General features: G+C 63.2%; 19 protein-coding genes. 12 read left to right on the forward strand and 7 right to left on the reverse strand.

Annotated features, from left to right (window positions below):
• Positions 1-5 precede the first annotated feature (5 nt).
• From AC1D08_RS04245 to AC1D08_RS04260, 4 genes are all read right to left on the reverse strand, one after another.
• Entirely contained in the window at positions 6-1,262 is a 1,257-nt protein-coding gene (locus tag AC1D08_RS04245; protein ID WP_457151524.1) for an Hsp70 family protein, read from the reverse strand.
• 112 nt (positions 1,263-1,374) lie between these two features.
• Positions 1,375-2,166: a TIGR02186 family protein gene (locus tag AC1D08_RS04250; protein ID WP_457151523.1), complete on the reverse strand. Its 792-nt coding sequence runs from the start codon at positions 2,164-2,166 to the stop codon at positions 1,375-1,377.
• Positions 2,166-3,089, reverse strand: coding sequence for a sulfite exporter TauE/SafE family protein (locus AC1D08_RS04255; RefSeq protein WP_095082339.1), 924 nt, complete (start codon positions 3,087-3,089; stop codon positions 2,166-2,168). Before AC1D08_RS04255 ends, AC1D08_RS04250 begins: the two co-directional genes overlap by 1 nt.
• A 192-nt stretch (positions 3,090-3,281) precedes the next feature.
• A complete protein-coding gene (locus AC1D08_RS04260; protein WP_457153817.1) occupies positions 3,282-7,316 on the reverse strand; it encodes a peptidoglycan-binding protein in 4,035 nt (1,344 codons plus the stop codon).
• A gap of 454 nt (positions 7,317-7,770) precedes the next feature.
• Between AC1D08_RS04260 and AC1D08_RS04265 the strand changes: the two genes are divergently transcribed.
• The 8 genes from AC1D08_RS04265 (at position 7,771) to AC1D08_RS04300 (ending at position 17,218) form a co-directional block, all read left to right on the forward strand.
• Positions 7,771-8,232 carry a MerR family transcriptional regulator gene (locus tag AC1D08_RS04265; protein WP_095082335.1) on the forward strand — a complete coding sequence of 154 codons (462 nt, stop codon included), beginning with the start codon at positions 7,771-7,773 and terminating at the stop codon, positions 8,230-8,232.
• 274 nt (positions 8,233-8,506) lie between these two features.
• A complete protein-coding gene (locus AC1D08_RS04270; RefSeq protein ID WP_477422584.1) occupies positions 8,507-10,297 on the forward strand; it encodes an acyl-CoA dehydrogenase in 1,791 nt (596 codons plus the stop codon).
• A 50-nt stretch (positions 10,298-10,347) separates the two neighbouring features.
• Entirely contained in the window at positions 10,348-11,520 is a 1,173-nt protein-coding gene (locus AC1D08_RS04275; RefSeq protein WP_457151611.1) for an acyl-CoA dehydrogenase family protein, read from the forward strand.
• Positions 11,521-11,603: 83 nt separating this feature from the next.
• The gene (locus AC1D08_RS04280; RefSeq protein ID WP_457151612.1) at positions 11,604-12,812 is read left to right on the forward strand and encodes an acetyl-CoA C-acetyltransferase; all 1,209 of its coding nucleotides are present in this window, start codon (positions 11,604-11,606) and stop codon (positions 12,810-12,812) included.
• 15 nt (positions 12,813-12,827) lie between these two features.
• Entirely contained in the window at positions 12,828-15,044 is a 2,217-nt protein-coding gene (locus AC1D08_RS04285; protein WP_457151613.1) for a 3-hydroxyacyl-CoA dehydrogenase NAD-binding domain-containing protein, read from the forward strand.
• A 197-nt stretch (positions 15,045-15,241) separates the two neighbouring features.
• Entirely contained in the window at positions 15,242-15,547 is a 306-nt protein-coding gene (locus AC1D08_RS04290) for a DUF3303 family protein (protein WP_095082325.1), read from the forward strand.
• 159 nt (positions 15,548-15,706) lie between these two features.
• Entirely contained in the window at positions 15,707-16,357 is a 651-nt protein-coding gene (locus AC1D08_RS04295) for a S24 family peptidase (protein ID WP_095082323.1), read from the forward strand.
• A 9-nt stretch (positions 16,358-16,366) separates the two neighbouring features.
• Positions 16,367-17,218, forward strand: a complete 852-nt coding sequence (locus AC1D08_RS04300) for a thermonuclease family protein (protein ID WP_457151614.1) — start codon at positions 16,367-16,369, stop codon at positions 17,216-17,218.
• Here AC1D08_RS04300 and AC1D08_RS04305 read toward each other — a convergent pair.
• Entirely contained in the window at positions 17,184-18,830 is a 1,647-nt protein-coding gene (locus AC1D08_RS04305) for a lysine--tRNA ligase (RefSeq protein ID WP_477422587.1), read from the reverse strand. The two genes, AC1D08_RS04300 and AC1D08_RS04305, sit on opposite strands and share 35 nt — an antisense overlap.
• A 157-nt stretch (positions 18,831-18,987) precedes the next feature.
• Here AC1D08_RS04305 and AC1D08_RS04310 point away from each other — a divergent pair, with 157 nt between their 5' ends.
• Positions 18,988-19,401 (forward strand): tellurite resistance TerB family protein, encoded by a 414-nt coding sequence (locus AC1D08_RS04310; RefSeq protein ID WP_167392009.1) that lies wholly within the window; start codon positions 18,988-18,990, stop codon positions 19,399-19,401.
• Between the two features lie 18 nt (positions 19,402-19,419).
• On the opposite strand, the gene AC1D08_RS04315 is transcribed toward AC1D08_RS04310, so the two are convergent.
• Complete coding sequence (locus AC1D08_RS04315; RefSeq protein ID WP_457151616.1) at positions 19,420-20,271, reverse strand: transporter substrate-binding domain-containing protein; 852 nt, start codon at positions 20,269-20,271, stop codon at positions 19,420-19,422.
• Between the two features lie 257 nt (positions 20,272-20,528).
• Between AC1D08_RS04315 and AC1D08_RS04320 the strand changes: the two genes are divergently transcribed.
• The 3 genes from AC1D08_RS04320 (at position 20,529) to AC1D08_RS04330 (ending at position 22,760) form a co-directional block, all read left to right on the forward strand.
• Positions 20,529-21,260 (forward strand): helix-turn-helix transcriptional regulator, encoded by a 732-nt coding sequence (locus AC1D08_RS04320; RefSeq protein WP_095082317.1) that lies wholly within the window; start codon positions 20,529-20,531, stop codon positions 21,258-21,260.
• 97 nt (positions 21,261-21,357) lie between these two features.
• Positions 21,358-21,996 (forward strand): acyl-homoserine-lactone synthase, encoded by a 639-nt coding sequence (locus AC1D08_RS04325; RefSeq protein WP_095082315.1) that lies wholly within the window; start codon positions 21,358-21,360, stop codon positions 21,994-21,996.
• A 14-nt stretch (positions 21,997-22,010) separates the two neighbouring features.
• On the forward strand, positions 22,011-22,760 hold the full coding sequence (locus AC1D08_RS04330; RefSeq protein WP_457151617.1) for an enoyl-CoA hydratase-related protein: 750 nt from the start codon (positions 22,011-22,013) through the stop codon (positions 22,758-22,760).
• 68 nt (positions 22,761-22,828) lie between these two features.
• Here AC1D08_RS04330 and ppk2 read toward each other — a convergent pair whose 3' ends face one another.
• On the reverse strand, positions 22,829-23,737 hold the full coding sequence (ppk2, locus tag AC1D08_RS04335; protein WP_457151618.1) for a polyphosphate kinase 2: 909 nt from the start codon (positions 23,735-23,737) through the stop codon (positions 22,829-22,831).
• Positions 23,738-23,843: the final 106 nt, after the last annotated feature.

Genomic DNA, 23,843 nt, shown 5'->3' on the forward strand with positions numbered 1-23,843 from the left:
CCGTGTCAGCCAAACTTTCGCTGGGCGTCGAGCGCCAGGCCAAGCCCGACCGAGCCGAACATGTCGCCGTCGATGACGGATGCCTGCGGCACCAAGGAGAGAATCTCTCGTCTTGCCAGCGGGATTGCGGTCGACCCGCCGGTCAGGAACACCGCGGTGATGTCGGATGGCTTGACCTGGGCGTCGCGGATGGTCTGCCCGACCGTTGCGGTGACCCGCTCGATGTCCCTTGCAATCGTGGCGTCCAGCCCGGTGCGCGTGATTTCGGCGGCGAACGCCGCCCCCGGCAGCTTCACCGCCACCTGAGCCGATGATCTGTCGGTCAGCTCGATCTTGGCCTTTTCGACAAGGGCCGCCAGCGCATGTCCATAGCGATGCTCGACAATGTGGATGAAGCGGTCGACCAGGTCGGCGCGCTCGGCCTCGTAGCGGATCTGGCGCAGATGCGTCATTGCCTTGGCGGTGTAGACCAGGTTGATGCGCTGCCATGTCGCGAGATCGATGAAGTAGCTGGCCGGCAGATTGCGCTTGCCGTCCTTGGTCGGGGTCAGATAGCCGAGCTGCGGCATCACATGGGCGATGCTCAACAGCCGGTCGAAATCCGTGCCGCCGATATGGATGCCGCGGCTGGCCAGGATGTCGTCCTTGCGGTCGAGCGAGCGCGAGCGCTGCGGTGAGACGCGCACGATCGAAAAGTCCGAGGTGCCGCCGCCCATGTCGACGATCAGCGCCAGTTCCTCGCGCGTCACCTTCTGCTCATAGTCGAGCGCCGCCGCGATCGGCTCGAACTGGAAAGCGATGTGTTTGAAGCCCTGGGCGCGCGCGGCCTTCTCAAGTTCGCCCTGGGCGTTTGTATCGGCCTCGGGGTCGTCGTCGACGAATTGCACCGGGCGGCCGAGCACCACCGTTTCGACCACGCCGCCGGCATCTTCCTCCAGTTTTTTGCGGAGGTGGCCGAGGAACAGGCCGACGATCTCCATGAAGCCGATCGAGCGGGACTTGATGCGGGTCTTCTCGTGGGCAAGCGAACTGCCGAGCACGCTCTTCAGCGAGCGCATCAGCCGGCCTTCGATGCTGTCGGTGTAGTTGGCAATGGCGTGGCGTCCGAAACAGGTGCGGTTGTCCTCGAAGTTGAAGAACACGGCACTGGGCAGCGTGACCTGCCCATCTTCAAGTGCGACGAGGCGCGGCTGCCCGTTGCGGACCACGCCAACGGTGGAGTTTGAAGTGCCAAAGTCGATACCGCCGAATGCTGGTCGCATGGCAAGTTTCCTGATTTTGTCTTTGGGGAGCGGCAACTCGTGTCCGGTCGGGCCGGGGGCGTGCTCTAACGCATGACGCCGGAAAGGGAAACCCTTTTTGGAAATCCGGCGCCTAATCCTTTCGGAAGATCACCCTACCGAGCCAGCCCGTCAGCATGGCCAGCGATATCGCGAAGACGCCGTAGAGGAAGGAATAATTGTGCGCGACACGGAAGATCGACTGCTCGAAACCGGATTTGCGGATTTCGAGCTGGGCCGAGCTTTCCTTGATGAACACGCCGCTCTTGAACAGGAAGGCGCGTGCCTTGTGGGTGCCGACCGGAACATTCGGTGCCAGCCTTACGGTGGCGCGGAACAGGTTCTGCGACAGGAACTGCACGCCGCCGACATTCTCGCTGTAGAGGCCGGTCGCTGTTTTGCGGCTGCGCAGCGCCGCGGTGAATTCCTCGATGGTCGCCGGGTTGTCGCCAGCGTCGGCCGGCTGCATGTAGAGGTTGGATGCGCCGAGCGACAGCTGCTTGTAGCTGTTCGGTTCGGTGATGTCCTGGAGCGGCCGCGTCGTCGCCACTGAATAGGACATCGGCACATTCTCGAAGGTTTCGGACTCCAGATTGACCCAGACGCCGAGCACCCGGTCCTTGCGGCGCACCACGACCGGGCGCGGCGGACCCTCGAGCACGACGATGACATCGTATCTGCCTTGACGGGCAACCAGCGGGTCGGGATTTTCCAGCGAGCCGAAAATGGTCAGGTCGGCGCCGGAAAAGCCGGCGGTGATGGAAACATTGTCGGTGGAGAGGCCGATCTGGATGCCTTCTACCGGTGGTGTCTGTGCCTTGACCGGAACGACGGCCGCGAGCAACGACAGGACAATGGCGGTTGCGAACGCTTTAGGGCCCCTCATCAGTTGAGGCCCGTGGCGGTCAGCGAGTAGAGATTGGGCGGGGTTACGAAGAGGTCGATGGCGAGGCGGATCGCCACCGCCAGCACCAGCAGTGCCAGCAAGGCTCTGAGCTGCTCGCCGCGCAGCCTCTGTCCGGCCTTGGCGCCATATTGCGCGCCGGCAACGCCGCCCGCCATCAACAGGAAGGCCAGCACGACGTCGACCGTCTGGTTGGTGGTGGCATGGACCAGCGTCGTGTAGGCGGAGGTGAAGATGATCTGGAACAGCGAAGTGCCGATGACGACATTGGTCGGCACTTTCAGCAGATAGATCAGCGCCGGCACCATGATGAAGCCGCCGCCGACGCCCATGATCGACGACAGGAAGCCGATGCCGGCGCCAAGACCCAGCACCGGGATGACGCTGACGAACAGTTTCGAGGCCCTGAACCGCATCTTCAGCGGCAAGCGGTGGATCCAGTTGTGCTGGCCGGATTTTTTCAGCACCGGTGCCGCACCGCTGCGCGTCGCGCGCAGCGCATTGACGCTTTCGACCAGCATCAGCCCGCCGACCGTGCCGAGCAGCACGACATAAAGCAGCGAGATGAACAGGTCGAGCTGGCCGAGCCTGCGCAGGAAGGCGAAGACGAAGATACCACCGGTGGAGCCGACGATACCCCCGGCCAGCAGCACGCCGCCGAGCTTGAAGTCGAGCGTACCTCGCTTCATGTGCGAAAGGACGCCGGAGAAGGAGGAGGCGATGACCTGGTTGGCGCCGGTGGCGACGGCGATCGCCGGGGGGATGTTGTAGAAGATCAGCAGCGGCGTGATGAGGAAGCCACCGCCGACGCCAAACATGCCCGACAGGAAGCCCACTGCCGCACCCATGGCCAGCAGTACGAAGACGTTGACGGAAATTTCCGCGATCGGGAGATAGATGCCCACCCGTCAGTCTCGATCAGTTTTGCCTGTCGGTGAATGCAACCGTTGCGGGCATCTTGACCCGACAAGCCAGTTTGTTCTTGCGCCGGAGGTGCTACGAAGTCAAACCACGCAGCATTGCCGAAACAAAAAACATCTCAATCAGTTAACAGGCAAATGTGTGGCAAGGGCGTCGTGGAAGCGACGCATCTGCCGTTATTTGCGCGCCAGCAGCGCCTTGACCAGTTTTTCGTCGACCGTGCCGGTCGCCGGCAGCTTGTTGTCGGTCTGGAAAGCCATGATCGCGGTCTTCGTCTTCTGGCCCATCCTGCCGTCGGCGTCGCCTGCATCGTAGCCATTCTTGTTGAGAATGCGTTGGATGTTCTCGACGGCCTTCTTCATGTCGACGCTGGCGGTCGTCTGCGGCGCGCCGTCCTGCCACGATTCGGGAATGTCGACCGAATTGGCTGCCGCATCCAGCGGCTTGGCCTTCCACAGTTCGGCCGCGGCACGGGCGCGTTCGAGCTGCTCGGGCCGCATCGCATTGGCGATCTCGTCACGCTTGGCCGCCGCATCCTTGTCGCCGGTCTTGGCGACGAGCGCGAACCATTTGTAGGATTCCTCGAGGTTCTGCTTCATGCCGACGCCCTTGGCGGCGAGGATGCCGAGGTTGAACTGGCTGTCCTTGACGCCGACGTCTGCCGCCGCCTGGAACCAGTGCGCGGCCGACTCATTGTCGGTGACGCCATCCGCGGCCATGGCGAACAGCACGGCCAGGTTGTGCATGGCGCTGGCGTTGCCCTGCTCGGCGGCGAGCTGGTACCAGGTCTTCGCCTTCTTGATATCGCGCGCGACGCCAATGCCCTTCTCGAAGAAATTGCCGATGCGGTATTCGGCCGGCGCGAAGCCGAGTTCGGCCGACTTCTCGTACCATTTGGCGGCTGCCGCCATGTCTTCCTTGACGCCACGCGACTCGGCGTAGCGCGAACCGACCTCGAACAACGCCTTGGCGTCGCCGCCGGCAGCGGCATCGCGCAAGGCGAGCGGGCCGACGTCGGTGGGAATGTCGAACTTGGCGGTGGCTGCCGCCGGCGAAGTGTCGGCCGGTGGAACCGCTCCCGTGGTGTCCTTGGCGGTGTTCGGCTCGGCCGTCACAGGCCCGGTATCGGCATCGGTCGCTTCCGCGGCGACCGGGGCCGGACCAGCCGGGAGCGCAGCAGCCGAAGCTGTCATGTCGGGTGCCGTCGGGCTTGCGTCGGCGGGTGTCGCCGAAGCAACAGGCGCAGGAACCGGCTGGGCTGTCGGTGCCGCATCCATCGAAGGCTCGATGCTTGGCGGCGTGGCCATCGTGCCTTGCGCGGCCATGTCATCCTTGGCTGCCGGTTCGGACGGCTCGGCCTGTCTGACGGAACGGGTCGGCGCGCTTTCCACGGACTGCGGCTGAACGTCCGCCTTCGGCTGGCTAGCCGCATCGACCGAGGCGGTTTGCACCGGTTGCGAGGCGACGATCGGCGCGGCGTCGTTGCTTGCCACCTGCGCCGGATCGGCGAAGAAGGCCTTTCCCAGTTGCAGGCCGGCGAGCGCCAGCATGATCGCGGCGGCCGCCATCAGGATCGGCTTGCGCCGCGCCTTGAGCAGATCGCCGATCCGCAGTGCCTTCACGGGTCCGGTCATCGTCGACTGGCGCTTCAGTGCATCGGCCTCGGCGGCCGCCGCTTGCGCCGCGCGCCGCGCTGCGGCGATGAAATCCGATTTTGCGGCATCGGTGTCGCTTGGCTTGGCCGGCTGGCCGCGCTCGTCGCGCACGCGCTTCATGATGGCATTGAGGTCAGGTGCGCCGGAGCCGGGCTCCAGCGGCCGATTGGCCAATTTTGGGTCCAGCGGTTCGTCGAGGTCGACGCTCGGTGTCGGGGCAATCGGCGCCGAGCCGGCCAGCGGCGGAATGTCGGCCTCCTTCTTGCCCCTGAATGCACGTGCCAGCCCGCCGAACAACGATTTGCGGCCGCCTGCCTGTTCGCTTTTCTCGGCGATGGTATCGGAACTGAGGGCAGCCAGGGCCGCGGCAGCGGCGGCTTCGGCTGGTGAGCGCGTGCCCACGCCGCCACGCATATCCAGGTCGCCACGCGTATCCAGGTCGCCACGCATGCCCGGATCATTGCGCAGGATAGCGGCGGCGCGGCCATCGAGATCGGCCATGTCCCCGGTCAGCGGCATCGGCTGATCGATATCCATTGACGGTGCCTCGACGGCCATCTTGGACCGCCGCGCACCGCGCCGGCCGGCGGGTCCGACCGCAGCCGCATCCAGGAGTTCGCTCACCGCCTCGACCGGTTCGCCGGGTTCCAGCGAACCCAACCGGTCGACGATCTTGAGCAGCGTGTCGTGGATGGCTTCGAACGTTCTCGAATTGCGCTCGTCCGAGCGCCGCGTCAGCGTTTCGAGTGTCTTCAGATCCTGGGCGAGGCCGGAAACGGCTGTCGTGTTGGCGCTCGAACCGGCCAGCGAACGCACCGCGTTCTCGGCTGCTTCGCGCGCCGCGCCGAGGATGGAATCGCGGGTTCCGGACAGCGACTTCTCGATCTCGTCGAGACGCGGGCTGATGTCCTCGAATTCCGGCAGCGGCGTGCTGGGCCTTGAAAGGTGGGCGGACAGGCCGGCGACCTGCGCCTCCAGGCTGCGGATCAGCGCCGGATCGATGCCGGCCACCTGCGCGGCCGATGCGTCCAGCCGGCTTGAAATGTCTTCGAGCCGGCTTTCCAGGCCGCGGATCGCGGCTTCGCCTGCGGGATCGGGAACACGCGTTTCCAAGCGCTTAGCCAGCGCGGTGAAGCGGGCGTCGATGGCTTCCATGATGCCGGCGCTGTCGACATGCGGCATGCGCTGGTCCAGCCTGTCGGCCACCTCGTCCAGCCGCCGCTCGAGATCGCGGAATAGCATGTTGCCCTGTTCGATGGCGTCGCCCTGGCGACGTTCCATCATGCTCGACAGCACGTCGAAGCGTTGCTCCAGGCCATGGAAGATATAGTCGGCGTCGGGCATGGCAGGCGCCTGGTCGATCTTGTCGGCAATGAGCGCGATCTGCTTGGCCAGGCGCTCCATCGCCTGCTCGGGCAGGTTGGCGCGGCCGGCGAGCTCGTCGACACGGCTCGACAGGGTGCTCAGCCGGTCCATGACAGCGTTGCCCGGGCGGTCCTGCGCGACTTCCTCGATCTGTTGGGCAAGCGAGTCGATCCGCTTCTCGATGCGCTCGAAAGCCTCGTGGTCGAAAGAATTGGCTTGCGCGGCGACCGTCGAGGCGACGATGGCGCGGGAGATCTCGTCCAGCCGCTCGTCGATCATGCCAAGCGTGTCGCTGCCACGATTGTCCTGCTGGCTGGCGAAATGATCGACGGCGCCGGCAAGCGTGCGGACCTTTTCCTCGAGCGAGCGCAGCGACAGCGATTCCGGCAGATTGTTGACGGCGTTGCTGATCTGCTCCAGCCGGTCGGTCAGCATTGATAGGCCGGGGTCGTCGGAGCGCTTGCGCTGATCGGCGTCGACGCGGTCCTCGAAGGCCGTCCAGCGGCGATCGAAATCGTCCCAGCGGCGGTCGACCTTCTGCACGCTCTCCTCGCGCGCCAGCGTGTCGAGCGCGGCCTTGACCTGTTCGAGCTCGAGCCGCAGCATGTTGACGCTTCTGTCGTCGCTCTTCTCGGCCAGTGTCTGGATGGCGCCGGAGAGCCGTTCGAATTCAAGGCCGAGTTCGGCGCTGCCCTTGGCCGAGGTGCCCGGCCTGGCGCCCGACTGGAAAGCCCGCTCGATGTCCTTGCGCAGCGCTTCGAATTCCCGCTGCAGCCCAGCCGTCATCTGGTGGCGCAGTTCCTCGCGCATGCCGCGCAACTCGCCGGCGATCTTGCCGACCATGGCAACGCCGTCCTCCTGGCCACGCACGCGATCGATGTCGCGGGCGATGGCCTGGCAATTCTGCCCGAAGGCGGCGGCGGGCGGCGGCGGGCTCGTCGGGCGCGGCGCCGGCTGCGGATCCTCGTACCACCGCTGCTGGCTGGAGGGTTGGCCAGAGGGTTGGGCTGCTGGATAGCGCGCATCGGCCCCGTATTGGCGGGGCTCGGGCCGTGCCATCGGGTCCTCGCGCGTACGCTCCAGCCGCTGCTCCAGCGTTTCGAGGGAACGGTTCAACTGCTCGAGCGTGGTCTGCGGCCTGCGCTGCCTGCCGGCGTTGAGTGTATCGAGGTAGGACCGCTTGCTGTTCATCGGTGCGTCCGTCTTTCAGATTGGCTGGCTCGCGGCCAGTTCCCCCAAGTCCCTGTCGGAACGAGGCGACAGCGGCTATGCCGCGGTGGAAGACGAGCTTCCCGGGCTCTCACCCGCGCTCCGAAAAACCGTGAAAAATTCGATACAGGATAACCACGGGTAGCCGACGCGCCCACATTTCGCCCAACGTGGTAAACAACGCGTTAACCAAACTTAAGAAGTTGCAAGGATGTCGGATGCCGGCAGCACGGTGCGGCATAACGCTCGCCGCGCAGAACGCCCTTGCGTCATGAGGCGGCTATCGGTATAGAATTGACGTAAACGTAAAAGGCGCCCTGAGCGTGCTGTTTGCGATTTGTTTGTTGAAACCACGACCGGAAGCAAGCCCCCGCTTCCAGTCAGGCGACGCACGGTCCAGGACCGCGACGCCACCAGATGGGGAAAGCCAGTGACCATGAAGCTTATCTCGGCCGGCGAGACCGCGGCCAATACCAACAATATGTCTGTCGAAACCGGCGAGGACCTTGTCCGCATCGGTGAGATGGCCAAGAAATATGGAGTGACGCTGCGCACGCTGCGTTTCTATGAAGACAAGGGCCTGCTTAACCCGCAGCGCGACGGTTCGACCCGTCTCTACACGCGCCGCGACAAGGCCCGGCTGAAGCTGATCCTGCTTGGCCGCAAGGTTGGGTTCTCGCTGCGCGACGTCAAGCAGATGATGGACCTCTACGATCCGACCGGCTCCAACACCAAGCAGCTGCGGCTGGCGCTGGACAAGTCGGAAAAGCAGCTTGCCCGGCTGCAGAAGCAGCGGGCGCTGATTGATGACGCCATTAACGAGCTGAGCGGCTCGATGTCGGCGGTGCGCCAAATGCTGGCCGAGCGTTCGGCGCCGCAGGCGAGCGTCGCGGGCTAATTCATCCGCTGACTGTCTGACTATCAAAGCCGCGCGGCAGGGCCACGCGGCTTTTCGTCGTCTTGGCCGCGGCCCAATGCAGCCTCTCGCCGCTAGCTTGTGCAACGCCTCGCCGCTACGTTCACCGCGCGGTGGGCGGGAAATCTTGTCGCATCGAAAAAATTGACGTTTACGCAAACGTCAATTTTTGCTATCCCGCTCGCAACATGGGTCCGCATGCCACCCTTGGTAGACTTCGGGGGCATTCGGACAGGTCTGCAGGGTGGAGGAAAGCATGCCGACATACAGGGCTCCGGTCCAGGATACGCTGTTCGTGCTCAACGAGGTGCTAGGCTATCAGCGCTATTCGAACCTTCCCGGATTTGCCGACGCCACGCCCGATGTACTGGAGGCTATCCTCGCCGAAGGCGCCAAGCTCGCCGAAAACGTCATGCATCCGCTGAACCGTGTCGGCGACATGGAAGGCTGCGTGCGCCATGACGACGGCTCGGTGACGACGCCGAAAGGTTTCAAGGAGGCCTTCGGCCAGTATCGCGAGGGTGGCTGGATGGGTCTGGCCGCACCCGTCGAGTTCGGCGGCCAGGGCCTGCCCTATGCGGTGCACACCGCCGTTGCCGAATATATGGTGTCGGCCAACATGTCGCTGATGATGTATCCGGGCCTGACGCAGGGCGCGATCGCGGCGATCATCACCCACGGCACCGACGAGCAGAAATCCAAATGGCTGCCGAAGATGGTTGAGGGTGCCTGGACCGGCACCATGAACCTGACCGAGCCGCATTGCGGTACCGATCTTGGCCTGCTGCGAACCAAGGCGGTGCCGAATGGCGATGGCACCTACAAGATTTCAGGCCAGAAGATATTCATCTCGGCCGGCGAGCACGACATGTCGGACAACATCGTCCATCTGGTGCTGGCCCGCATCGAGGGCGCGCCTGAAGGCGTCAAAGGCATCTCGCTGTTCATCGTGCCAAAGCTCAAGCTCGACGCATCAGGCAATCCCGGCAACAGGAACACCGTCTCCTGCGGTTCGATCGAGGAGAAGATGGGCATCCACGGCAACTCGACCTGCGTCATGAACTATGACGAGGCCGAAGGCACGTTGCTCGGCGAGGCCAATGGTGGTTTGAAGGCGATGTTCACGATGATGAACGAGGCGCGCCTTGGCGTTGGCCTGCAAGGGCTGTCGCTGTCGGAGATCGCCTACCAGAACGCCGCCGCCTACGCCAAGGATCGCTTGCAGGGCCGCTCGCTGTCGGGGCCGAAGGCACCGGACAAGAAGGCCGACCCGATCATCGTCCATCCCGACATCCGCCGCAGCCTGATGACCATGAAGGCCTTCAACGAGGCCGGCCGCGCGCTGGCGCTGTGGACGGCGATCAAGTCCGACGTCGCCCACCGCTCCGGCGACGACGAGGACCGCCAGGCCGCCGACGACTACACCGGCCTGTTGACGCCGGTGGTCAAGGGCGTGCTCACCGACAAGGGGTTCGACCACGCCGTGATGGCACAGCAGGTGTTCGGCGGTCACGGCTACATCGAAGAGCACGGCATGAGCCAGTTCGTCCGCGATGCCCGCATCGCCATGATCTATGAAGGCGCCAATGGCATCCAGGCGCTCGACCTTGTCGGCCGCAAGCTCGGCTTGAATGGCGGCCGCGCCGTGCAGGCCTTCTTCAAGGAGGTCGGCGAATTCTGCGAGGAAAACCGTTCCGACGAGAAAATGGCGCCGTTCACCAAGGCGCTGAAGAAGGGCCTCAACGACCTGCAGGGCGCCACCATGTGGCTGCTGCAGAACGGCATGGCCAAGCCCGACAATGCCGGCGCCGCCTCGACCGATTTCATGCATCTCTTCGGCCTTGTGGCGCTGGGCTACATGTGGGCGCAGATGGCCAAGGCGGCGCTTGGCAAGACGGGGGCCAACGGTTCGCAGTCCTTCTACGACAACAAGGTTGTGACGGCGCGCTTCTTCATGGAGCGGATCATGCCGGAAACCGGCGCTCACCTCGCCCGCATTTCGAGCGGTGCCGACACGCTGATGGCCCTGCCGGCGGAAGCGTTCTAAGCTCGAACGCCGGCACCGCCGGTCCTGTCAGTCGATACGCGGAGGAAATCGTGGCGACAAATCCCGCCGAAGTGCTCTCTTTGCCGAAGCCCGCCTGGGCGGCGGATGAGGTCGGCATGCTCTACGACATGGCGCACCGCTTCATGTCGGAGGAAATCGCGCCGCGCTACGACGAATTCGAGAAGAACGAGATGGTCGACCGCGAGAGCTGGTTGAAGGCCGGCGCTGCCGGTCTGCTCTGCGCCTCGATGCCGGAGGAATACGGCGGCTCGGGCGGTACCTTTGCGCATGAGAGCGCCATCATCGAGGCCATAGGCCATGTCGGTGTCGATGGTTTCGGCATCGGCCTGCACAATTCGATCGTCGCCCCCTACATCCTCCACTACGGCTCTGAAGAGCAGAAGAAGAAATGGCTGCCGAAGCTGGCGACCGGCGAGCTGATCGGCGCCATCGCCATGACCGAGCCAGGTGCCGGCTCCGATCTGCAAGGCGTCAAGACGCGGGCCGAGAAGGATGGCAACCATTACAAGATCAACGGTTCCAAGACCTTCATCACCAATGGCCAGCTTGCCAACTTCGTCATCGTCGTCACCAAGACCGATCCGGAGAAGGGCGCCAAGGGCACCTCGCTGATCGTCGTCGAGACCGATGAGGTCAAAGGCTTCCAGCGCGGCCGCAACCTCGACAAGATCGGGCTGAAGGCCAACGACACGTCGGAGCTGTTCTTCAACGATATGCGCGTGCCGACGTCCAACCTGCTCGGCCACGAGGAAGGGCAGGGTTTTGTCCAGCTGATGCAGCAATTGCCGCAGGAGCGGCTACAGATCGGCACCAGTGCCATTGCCATGATCGAGCGGGCACTGGCGCTGACCATCGATTATGTGAAGGAACGCAAGGCGTTCGGCAAGGCGATCATCGATTTCCAGAACACCCAGTTCAAGCTGGCCGAACTCAAGACCGAGGCAACCATCGGCCGGGTCTTCTACAATGACTGCGTCGCCCGCCACATCGCCGGTGGCCTCGACCCGGTGACGGCGTCGATGGCCAAATACTGGCTCAGCGACCTGCAGGGAAAAGTCGTCGACGAATGCCTTCAATTGCATGGCGGCTATGGCTACATGAATGAATACCCGATCGCCCGCATGTTCCGCGACGCCCGCGTCCAGCGCATCTACGGCGGCACCAACGAGATCATGAAATTGCTGATCGGACGCTCGCTCTAATGCATGTCGTCCAAAGGTCCCATTTTTGGGAGATCGACATGCATCAGTCCAAAGCCGTTCGATAAACCCAAGGAGCAAAAAAGATGGCCGAAGCTTATGTCTATGATGCTGTGCGCACCCCGCGCGGCAAGGGCAAGAAGGACGGATCGCTGCACGAGGTGCCGGCGGTGCGGCTTGCCGCCAAGACGCTCGAGGCATTGCGCGATCGCAACGGGCTCGACACCGGCAATGTCGACGACATTATCTTCGGCTGCGTCGATCCGGTCGGCGAGGCGGGCTCGGTCATTCCGCGCGCCGCCGCTTTCGAGGCTGGCTACGACACCAAGGCGCCTGGCATGCAGATCTCGCGCTTCTGCGCTTCGGGCCTCGACGCCATCAATTTCGGCGCCGCCAAGATCGCGCAGGGCGCCGATGACATCGTCATCGCTGGCGGCGTTGAATCGATGTCGCGGGTCGGCATGGGCGCCTCTGGCGGCGCCTGGTTTATGGATCCTTCCGTTGGCCTGCCCGGCTGGTTCGTGCCGCAAGGCATCTCGGCCGACCTGATCGCCACCAAATACGGCTTCTCGCGCGACGACGTCGACGCCTATGCAGTCGAGAGCCAGAAGCGCGCGGCCAAATCCTGGGCCGACGGCCGCTTCAAGAATTCCGTCATTCCGATCAAGGACCAGAACGGCCTGACCATCCTCGACCATGACGAACACATGCGTCCGTCGACCGACATGCAGTCGCTGGCCTCGCTCAACCCGTCCTTCGTCATGCCCGGCGAAATGGGTGGTTTCGATGCCGTCGCCGTGCAGAAGCACCCCGAGGTGGAAGAGGTCAACCACGTCCACCATGCCGGCAATTCGTCCGGCATCGTCGATGGCGCCGCCGCCGTGCTGCTCGGCTCGAAGAAGGCCGGCAAGGCGATGGGGCTGAAGCCGCGCGCTCGCATCCGCACCTTCGCTAACATCGGGTCCGAACCGGTGCTGATGCTGACCGGTCCGGTCGACGTCACCGAGAAGCTGTTGAAGCGCGCCAAGATGAAGCTGTCGGATATCGACCTGTTCGAGCTCAACGAGGCCTTCGCCTCGGTGGTGCTGCGCTACATGCAGGCCTTCGATATCGAGCACGACAAGATCAACGTCAATGGCGGCGCCATCGCCATGGGCCATCCGCTCGGCGCCACCGGCGCGATGATCTTCGGCACGGTGCTGGACGAACTCGAGCGCCGCGATCTCAACACCGCGCTGGTGACGCTGTGCATCGGTGCCGGCATGGGCACCGCAACGATCATCGAACGCGTCTGACAGGGGAGAGAAATCATGAGCTACACCAATTTCACCCTCGACATCGACGCCGACGGCATTGCGCTGGTCACCTGGGACATGCCGGGCCGCTCGATGAACGTCTTCACCGAAGAGGCGATGCTGGAACTGAACGCCATCGTCGACATGGTGGCGGGTGATGCCGCCATCAAGGGCGCGGTGATCACCTCCGGCAAGGACACCTTCTCCGGCGGCGCCGACATCACCTTGCTGCAGAAGATGCTGACCACTTTCGCCGCTGAAAAGGACAAGGATGTCGAAAAGGCCACCAAGGCGCTGTTCGACCAGGCCGGCACTATGACCGGCCTGTTCCGCAAACTTGAAACGTCGGGCAAGCCGTGGGTGTCGGCGATCAACGGTACCTGCATGGGCGGCGCCTTCGAATTGTCGCTCGCTTGCCACGGCCGTGTCGCCGCCGATAGCGACAAGGTCAGGATGGCGCTTCCCGAAGTGAAGATCGGCATCTTCCCGGGCGCCGGCGGCACCCAGCGCGTGCCGCGGCTGACCGATCAGCAACAGGCGCTGCAGATGCTGACGTCCGGCCAGACACTGTCGCCGCAGAAGGCCAAGTCGATGGGCCTGATCCATGAGATCGCCGAACCGGCCAAGCTGGTCGACACCGCCAAGGCGATGATCAGGAACGGCCTGAAGCCGGTGGCGCCGTGGGACGAGAAGGGGTTCAAGCTGCCCGGTGGGCAGATCTATTCGCCCGCCGGCTTCAATCTGTGGCCGCCGGCCATCGCCATCCTGCGCCGCGAGACCTATGGCAATTATCCAGCTGCCGCCGCGATCTTGAAATGCGTCTATGAAGGCCTGCTGGTGCCGTTCGACACGGCCCTGCGCATCGAGCAGCGCTATTTCACCGAGATCATGCAGACCCAGGAAGCGGCGGCGATGATCCGCTCGCTTTTCGTGTCGCTGCAGGAACTGAACAAGGGCGCGCGTCGCCCGGCCGGCGTGCCGGAAACCAAGTTCAAGAAGATCGGCATTCTCGGCGCCGGCTTCATGGGCGCCGGCATTGCTTATGTCACCGCCAAGGCGGGCATTCCGGTGGTTCTGCTCGACCGCGACATGGAGTCGGCCGCCAAGGGCAAGGCGCATTCCGACAGCCTGGTCTCGGATCAGGTGAAGAAGGGCCGTGCAAAGCCCGAGGAGAAGGACAAACTTCTGTCGCTGATCACGCCGACGGCTGACTATGCCGACCTTGCCGGCTGCGACCTGGTGGTCGAAGCGGTGTTCGAGGATTCCGCCGTCAAGAAGAGCGCCACCGAGCAGGCGGAAGCGGTGCTTAAAGCCTCGGCCATCTTCGCCTCCAACACCTCGACCATCCCGATCTCGTCGCTGGCCAAGAACTCGGCGCGGCCGAAGAACTTCATCGGCATCCATTTCTTCTCGCCGGTCGACAGGATGATGCTGGTCGAGATCATTTTAGGCAAGAAGACCGGCGACAAGGCGCTCGCGACAGCCATCGATTTCGTCCGCGCCATCAAGAAGACGCCGATCGTCGTCAACGACACGCGCGGCTTCTATGTCAACCGCTGCGTGCTGCGCTACATGTCGGAAGCCTACAAGATGCTGATCGAAGGGGTGCCTGCACCCATGATCGAGAATGCGGCGAAAGCCGCCGGCATGCCGGTCGGCCCGCTGGCCCTGACCGACGAGACGGCCATCGACCTCGCGCAGAAAATCATGAAGCAGACCATGCGCGATCTCGGCGACACCGCAGTCGACCAGAAGCAAATGGCGTTGATCAACACAATGGTCGACGACCATGGCCGCTTCGGCCGCAAGAATGGCAAGGGTTTTTACGACTATCCCGCCAAGCCGGCCAAGAAGAAGCTGTGGCCGGGCCTCAAGGACCTCTATCCGCAGCTTGCTGCCGAGAAGCTCGATTATGAAGAGCTGCAGCAGCGGCTGCTGGTCACCATCGCGCTGGAAGCGGCCCGGGTGATGGAAGAGGGCATCGTCACCGACCCGCGCGAGGCCGATGTCGGCTCGATCCTGGCCTTCGGCTTCGCGCCCTACACCGGCGGTGCGCTGTCCTATATCGACGGCATCGGCGCCAAGGCATTCGTCAAGATCGCCAAGAAACTGCAGAAGAAATACGGCGCCGAATTCAAGGCGCCCAAGCTGTTGCTCGATATGGCCGAGAAGGGCGAAACCTTTTATGAGCGCTTCAATCCTTACGCCGGTGACGTGAAGCAGGCAGCCTGACGCGGGCCGATCTATGTCTGGGTGCGGCGGCAGCGCTGGGCGTCCTTCGGAGACGCAAAGGACGCTTGTCACCCTTTAGTCTGCGTATGATGGCCACGGCACGTAGCCGTGGCCGGCGCGCTTCAGCTTTCCCATGCGGTCCGTCGGTGATAAATTAGCTTTTGCTAACCTAAAGTTGGCAGAAGGACGTAATCGTCATGCGTATGATGCTGAGAGTTTCCATCCCGGCCGAGGAAGGCAACAAGGCGATCAAGAACGGCAGCATGGCCAAGTTCATCGAGCACACCTTGTCCGACCTCAACCCGGAGGCCGCCTATTTCACCGCCGACGGTGGCCGGCGAACGGCCTATCTCGTGGTGGAGGTAAAGGACAGTTCGGATATGCCCTATGTCGCCGAGCGGTTCTTCTTCGCCTTCAATGCCAGCGTCGAGATGATCCCGGTGATGAACGCTGAGGAACTCAGGAAGGGCTTGCCGAGAGCGATGGCGGCGATGGCCGGATAGGTTCATCGGCGATCATTGATGTCCGATCACTGAACCGCGCGTCGTTGTCGCGGCGGCACACAGTTTTGTCGGCAATCCGCCTGCTGCGCCCGGTGGACATGGCGGCGGTTGCGCGTTAGACAGGAAGAGGCATTTTTTCCTGTTTCGAGGAGAGCGAGCTTGCTCTCGCATGACCGTGTCTGGGCTGCCATAGATGCTCTCGCCGAGCGCTATTCGCTGTCGGCTTCGGGGCTGGCCCGGCGCGCGGGGCTCGATTCGACGGCCTTCAACAAGTCGAAACGTCTGTCGTCGGATGGCCGGCCGCGCTGGCCGTCGACCGAATCGCTTGCCAAGATCATCGAGGCGACAGGGGCTACGCTCGACGAATTCACCGGCCTGATTGAGGGCAGGGCCGCGTCAGCCCAGGAAGCACGGGTAGCCCACAGGCGCTCGGTGCCGTTGCTCGGCTTTGCCCAAGCCGGCGCCGGCGGCTTCTTCGATGATGCCGGCTTTCCGGCCGGGCAGGGCTGGGACCTGGTCGAACTGCCGGCGCAATCGACGGAGAGCTCCTATGCGCTGCAGGTGCAAGGTGATTCCATGCTGCCGCTCTACCGCGATGGCGACGTCCTCATCGTCGAGCCGGGCGCCATCACCCGCAAGGGCGATCGTGTCGTCGTCAAGACCACCGCCGGCGAAGTGATGGCCAAGGTGCTCGAGCGCCAGACCGTCAGGTCGATTGCACTGGTCTCGCTCAATCCCGATCATCCGGACCGCGACATTCCCATGCGCGATGTCGAATGGGTGGCGCGGATTGTCTGGGCAAGCCAGTAGGTCCGGCTGGTGCGGCTCCCTCATCTTGTCCTGGCGGTTCTGATGGTCCCGGCGATGGCGGCAATGGTCGTCGCTGGCGGTCGCACGCTGAAGGGAAGTGCAGGCGTAGTCACGGTGGATCAGGTCGATCCGGGCGCCGACACGATCTCGCAGGAGGGCGCCGAGACCGTGCTCGCAGAGCCGGCGACATCCGCCATAACCGCTCCGCAGCCGCCAAAGCCGGCGTCACATTCGAGGGCGATCGATCCTGAAATTATCGTACCACCGGAACTGCCCGCCGAGGGGCTTGAGCGTGTCGAGCCGCGCGAGCCGTTGAGCAAGCTGGCGCTGGCCGTGCCGCCCAGGCCGAAAATGCCCGACGACTGGAACGGGACAAAGCTGTTCCAGCCGGTCGCGCAGGCCGCCGGCCTGATCGAGGCCAAGGGCTATTCGGTCGCGGTGTCGGGCATCGACATCGTCAGGCATGACGAGACCTGCAGCGATGACGGCAAAGCCTGGCCGTGCGGTATCCGGGCGCGAACGGCGTTCCGCGCCTTCCTGCGCGGCCGCGCGGTGGTCTGCACCGTGCCGCCCGAGGGCGGTCGCGACCTGATCGCCGCCGAATGCCGGATCGGCAAGCAGGATGTCGGTCAATGGCTGGTCGAAAACGGCTGGGCTCGGGCCGCCAAAGGTGGACCCTATGTCGAGGCCGGCGACAAGGCGCGCACGGCCAAGAAGGGCATTTTCGGATCGGCGCCGAACCTTTCCGACATGCCGGCGATGCCGGCCGCACCAAGCCCTGCGCCTCAGGCGCCGAGCTCGATCCTGGAAGAGGTCGACGGCGTTCTCAAGCCAGCTGACCAGCCAGCGCCCGCTCAATGAGCGCCCGCGTCTCGGCAATGCCATAGAGCGCGGCGAACGAGCCGAAGCGCGGGCCGCGCTCCTGGCCGATCAGCACCTGGTAGATCATCTGGAAGAAGGCGCCCGACACGCCGGGGCCACCTTCCGGGCTCTGCTTGGAGTGATCCTGATAGCGTTCGATCCTACGTGCGACATTGAGCGAAGCGTTCTGGATCGCTTCGCCGTTGGCGTCCGTCGGCAGCGCGCCAAGCGCCGTGTCGAGGGCTGCCAGCGCCGCGCGCTCGACCTCGTCGGCGGGGCGGAAGGTCTTCGTCGGCTTCACGAAATCGTCGAAATAGCGGATCGCATGGCCGACCAGCTGGTCGAGCTCGGGATGCGTCTTAGGCGTCACCCCCGCGGTATGACGCGAAATGAAGCCCCACAGCACATCCTTGTTCTGCGCGTTGGAAGCGCTGACCAGGTTGAGCAGCAGCGAGAACGGCACCGGCATGTCGATGGCCGGCGGGTTGCCGTCATGCATATGCCAGACCGGGTTGCCCAGCCGCTCCTTCCAGTCCTGCCGCGGGTAAGCCGCAAGGAAGGTGTAATACTCGTCCACTGCTCTCGGGATGACATCGAAATACAGCTTCTTGGCCTGCCGCGGCCGCTGGTACATATAGAGCCCGAGGCTCTCGGTCGGCGCATAGGTCAGCCACTCGTCGATGGTCAGCCCGTTGCCCTTCGACTTCGAGATCTTCTGGCCGTTTTCGTCGAGGAACAGCTCATAGACGAAATGCTCTGGAGCACGCCCACCCAGGATGTTGCAGATGCGGTCATAGACCACCGCATTGGTCTGGTGGTCCTTGCCGAACATTTCGAAATCGACGCCGAGCGCTGCCCAGCGCATGCCGAAATCCGGCTTCCATTGCAGCTTCACCCTGCCGCCGGTGATCGAAAGAGTGGTCTCGGTGCCTTCATCGTCGAAGGTAATGGTGCCGGCCTTGGCGTCTACATGCTTCATCGGCACGTAAAGCACGCGGCCACTTTTCGGCGAAATCGGCAGGAACGGGCTGTAGGTGGCCTGCCGTTCGGAGCCGAGCGTCGGCAGCATCACCGCCATGATCTGGTCATAGCGTTCTGCGGCGCGCAGCAGCATCGCGTCGAAGCGGCCCGACTTGTAATATTGCGTCGCGCTGGCGAACTCGTAGTCGAAGCCGAACGTGTCCAGGAAGCGGCAAAGCATCGCGTTGTTGTGATCGGCAAAGCTCGCATAATCGTCGCCGAACGGATTGGGCACCGACGACAGCGGCTTGTGCAAATGTGGCTCCAGCGCTGCGCGATCCGGCACGTTGTCGGGGATTTTGCGCATGCCGTCCATGTCGTCGGAAAAGCACAGCAGCTTGGTCGCAACCTTGTCCTGCGTCAGGACGCGGAAGGCGTGCCGCACCATCGTCGTGCGCGCCACCTCGCCGAACGTGCCGATATGCGGCAGGCCGGAGGGTCCGTACCCGGTCTCGAACAGGATGGTTTCAGGAAAGTCGGTGCCTTTGTAGCGTCCGATGATCTTCTTGGCTTCCTCGAACGGCCATGCCTTGCTCTCGGTCGCGGCCGCCAGCAGCTCGGGATTGAGATCGAAGATGTTTGATCCCGCCATGTCACAGTTTTCCAAATAAATCGCCGGTGTTGCCCGAAGCAGGGGTTTTCAACCGGTCTCTAGGCGTGCGTGGCCGGAGCGTCAACGCGTGCAGCGCTTTTTCCTTGCGGTGCCGATACCGCTTTCCTACCTTCGGAGCCCATTCAAGGAGCACAGAATGCCGTTGCCGACGCCGCATGAAGCGCTGATCTACCTGATGGTCATCACCTCGGCTTCCGATCGCGACATGACCGATGTCGAGCTGGCCCGGATCGGCGACGTCGTCCGTTCGTGGCCGGTGTTTGAGGATTTCAACCACGACCGGCTGGTCGGCGTCGCCCAGGCTTGCCAGAAGATGCTGAATGAAAAGGACGGCCTAGAAGGCGTTCTTGCGCGGGTTGCCGAGGCGCTGCCCGAGCGCTTGCGCGACACCGCCTATGCCGCCGCCTTCGAGGTGGCCGCCGTCGATCTCGAAATGCGCATGGAGGAAGTCCGGGTGCTGCAGCTCATCCGGCGTCAGCTTGACCTCGACACCTTGACGGTCGCCGCCATCGGTCGTGCCGCCAAGGCGAGGCTGCGCACCCTGACTTAGGGCGCTGCCTTTCGGGGCCTAGAAAAAGCTGACCGGGAAATAGCGCAGATAGAATTCGGCGAACGTGCCTTTCATCGAGATCTCCTGCAGCGCGTAGTCGAACGCGGCGGCCAGTGCTGGATCGTCCGCCCTGGTGGCGATGGCCATGCCAGAACCCAGGTATTCGGGCGCTAGATACGGTCCGCCGGCAAAGCGGCAGCAGCCGGCCGCATCCGATCCGCCCAGCCAGAAGGCCAGCCGCATGCCGTCGCCGAAGGCGGCGTCGAGCTTGCCGGCCTTGAGATCGGCATAGAGATCTTCCGGCCTGTCGAAGGGGACGATCTGAACGGTGTTGAAATAGTCGCGCAGCATGCGCTCATGCGCCGAGCCGGCGAGCACGCCGACACGCTTGCCGCGCAATTTGTCAAAGACCGGGTCGGTTAGATCCTTGCTCTTCTGCGTGACGAAGCGGGCCGGGAACTGCAGGTAAGAGCGTGAGAAGGCATAGGTCGAGCGCGATTCGGCCGTTGCGGCGATGCCGGCGATGATCGCTTCGCCCTCGCCTTTCTGCAGCGCGCCTTCGAGCTCTGCCCAGGGCAGGGCCTGGATCTGGCATTTGTCGACAATACCCAGCTCGGCGCAGATGGCGCGCGCCAGATCGATATGGAAACCGGACAGTTTTCCCGAGCCGTCAAGGAAATTGAAGGGTGGAAAATCCGTGGTCGTCAGGAAGCGCAGCCGGGGCAGTGCCGAAAGGTCCGGTTTCGGCAGCCGCTCCTTTGCATCCCACAGCACCGGCACCTGCGGCTCAGCGGCGCGCGCGGTACCGGCGACCGACAGCGCTGCGATCAGCAGCGACGCAAGAGCCAAAGACCTCCACTGGAACGCCACGATAAGACTCCGCCGCAGTCGTGTTGGCAGGTTTTGGTACGAAAATGACAAAGGTACAATGCTTTTTGATTTCAACGCGTCAATTTCAGGATATGCTTTAGGGAGTTTGCAAATAGCAGTGGCTGCCTTGGTTGGGGGACCAAGGTGAGAACCACGACCGGAAACATGCGGTTTGCAATCCGTGGTCGGTGGTGAAGTGCAAACGAAGCACGCATCATTGGTCGCAATGCATGAGGCAACATAGGGTTGATGTTGCGATGGGTCAGTTCGATCGCACGCTGGAATTCATAGACCAACTGCAGCACGCCGGAACGGCGGCGGCAGTCTGCGAAACGTTGCTGGGTGTAACGTCGGATTTCGGGCTCACCGCTCTGATGGCGGGAACCGTGCCGCAGCCGGGCACGCCAAGCGGCCAGCAAAAGCAGCATGTGCTTCTGTGCGACTGGCCTGTTGAATGGCTGGAGCGCTATGTGGCGCGCAACTATGTCGATCACGACCCGGTCGTCAGCCACATGAAACAGCTGCAGGCGCCGTTCCAGTGGCGCGAAGCCTCACAGGGCGCCCGCATCGACAAAAGCAGCGGCGAAGTGATGGGCGATGCCGGCGCGTTCAAGTTGCGCGACGGACTGGCCTTCCCGCTGATCACGCTCGACGGTCAGATCGTCATGGTGTCGCTGGGCGGCGAGGCAGTCGAATTGTCGGCGGCCGATTTCGGCCTGGTGTCGCTGGTGTCGACCTATGCGGTCGGCCGCGCCATGCAGCTCCACACGATGGCGAGCAACACCATCGATCACATCGTACTGACGCCGCGCGAACGCGAATGCCTGCAATGGGCCGCCGTCGGCAAGTCCGAGTGGGAGATATCGCAAATCCTCGGCATCTCCGAACATACCTCGGAGAAACATCTTCTTAACGCCAAAAGCAAACTTGGTGCCGTCAACCGGGTTCAGGCGGTCGCCGAAGCGATAAGGCGGGGCTACATTAGTTAGGTCGGCCGTGCCGGCCTAGCAATTCTAGCCTACGCGATCACGCAATTTTCTCATCGAAGCACGGCCGTATCTTCCTCTGAAACCAGGAGATGACGGAATGCTTTTTTCTCTCACAACCCAAGAATTGATGGAACGCCCGGACCTTTGGGAGGCGGTCCATCGCTTGCGCTACAAGATATTCGTCGAGGAGATGGGATGGGAGGACCTCAGGCGCCCCGACGGGCTCGAATGCGACCAGTTCGATCATGACGAGGCCGTCCATCAAATCGTCATAAGGGGCAGTGAAGTCGCGGGCTACCAGAGGCTTTTGCCGACGACGCGGGGACATCTGCTGACCGAGGTGCTGACCGACCTCTTTGAAGGAACGCCGCCCTCCGGACCCAACATCTACGAGTTGACCCGCTATGCGGTCGCTCCAGGTTACCGCGATGGCCGTCGCGGCGTGTCAACCGTCGGCACCGAGCTGATCGCTGGCTTCGTCGAGTGGGGACTGAAGCGCAACGTCAACCAGGTGATCATCGAGTTCGAGCCGATGTGGGTGCTGCGTGCATTGCAACTGCATTTCCTGGCGACCCCGCTGGGTTATCAGCGCACCTATGGCAACCAGCAGGTCGTAGCCACCTTGCTTACGTTCAACGAGCACACGCTCGATGTGGTGCGTTCGCGCCGCAATCATTTTGCTCCCGTGCTGACCAGGGGATACCCCGACATGCTCGGTCAAAGGCGTGCGTCGTGAAATCGGAGACAGTCATGAGCCCCCATCCGCAACCAGAACTCCGCAACCACACGCTAATTGTCACCGTATCGTCGAATGACGGCCGGCCGGTGCTGGACAGAAGAGCCTATGAAAGCCTGGCAAAGACCTTCCATGAAGCCGCCGACAATGAGGAGGTGCGCGTCGTCGTGCTGCGCGGCCTGTCAGGCTGCTTCTGCCTCGGCGGCGATTTCTCCGAGTTCCTCGACGCCACCAAGCACCAGAAACTGATCGCCGCCGTCACCGATCTGTTTCGCACGCTGGCGACGTTCCCCAAACCCATCCTTGCCTGCGTCGATGGCGATGCCGTCGGCGTCGGCTGCACGATCCTGTTCCATTGCGACATGGTGATCGCGTCCGATCAAAGCACGTTCCGGGTGCCGTTCGTCGATTTCGGCCTGGTCCCGGATGCCGCGACCAGCATCCTGGCGCCGCAGAAACTCGGCTATGCCGGTGCTTTCCGCTTCTTCTGCCTCGGCGACACACTTCGCGCCGAGGATGCCAGGGCGCTCGGCCTCGTCGCCGAGATCGTGCCGGGCGGCAGCGTCGAGGACGCGGCCCTCGGCCGGGCGAGACAACTTGTCAAGAAGCCGGTCGCCGCCTTGCTGCAGACGCGCGGCCTGCTCAAGGGCAACACCGGCGCGCTGTGCGACCGTATCGATCAGGAGATTTCGCTTTTCCAGCAGGCGCTGCAGGACGACACCACGCTGCGGCGATTGCAGCGCATAGCCCGGCTGGTGGCTTGAACGGTCCGACCGAAAGGCGCCGATGACGAACGCGCCGCGCGGCCTCTGGCTGCGCGGCGCAAAAGACGTCAGTCTTGCTTTCCCAGAAACGACGGCCCTTCGCCAACGATCTTCTTGTCTTCCTTGCCGATGATGTCGAGATCGCGCCCGTCATAGGGCAGCGATAGGAGGATGCGCCGAATGACCCCGAGCCGCGCGCGCCGCTTGTCATTGGCCCGTATGATGATCCACGGCGCGAATTCTTTGTGGGTGCGCTCGAACATGGTGTCTCGGACCTTGGTGTAGTCGTCCCACTTGGTGATGCCGGCAACGTCGATCGGTGAAAACTTCCAGCTTTTCAGCGGGCTGAAGCGGCGATCGTGAAAGCGCTCGAGCTGCGTCTCCTGCCCGATGTTCAGCCAGAATTTGAAGAAGTGGATGCCCTCATTGGCGATCATCCGTTCGAAATGCGGTGTCTCGTCGAGAAACTGCTCGTGCTGCTGCGGCGTACAAAAACCCATCACCGGCTCGACGCCGGCGCGGTTGTACCAGGAGCGGTCGAAGGTGAGGAACTCACCCGATGTCGGAAAATGGTCGACATAGCGCTGGAAGTACCACTGCCCCTGCTCTGTCGGGGTCGGCTTGGTCAGCGCCACGTTGCGCGCGGTACGAGGGTTCAGGTACTGGCGCAGCACGAAGATCGTGCCGCCCTTGCCGGCGGCGTCGCGGCCCTCGAACAGCGCCATCACCCGTTTTCCGGTCGACTGCAGCCACGCCTGCGCCTTGACCAGCTCGATCTGCAATTTCTCGAGTGTGTCGTCATACTCCTCGCTTTTCATCTTCTTGTCGTAGGGGTAACCGCCGGCGGTCAGCTTGTTGTCCTCGACCCAGTCGGGAAGTACGGGATTTTCAATATCGAACTCCCGCTCCTTGCCGCCGATCCTGATCTTCAGCGGACCCGAAGTCGGCACGGCGGGAGTTTCCTTGGCTTTTTTCATCGAGACGAACCCTTTTCTGCTTCCGGACTCATGCTATTGGGAGCCACTACAGCACTTTTGATTTTGCGCATGATCCTTTCAGAAAATCGATTCCGATTTTCTGGGT

The sequence above is a fragment of the Mesorhizobium sp. P2_E6 genome, assembly GCF_056403835.1.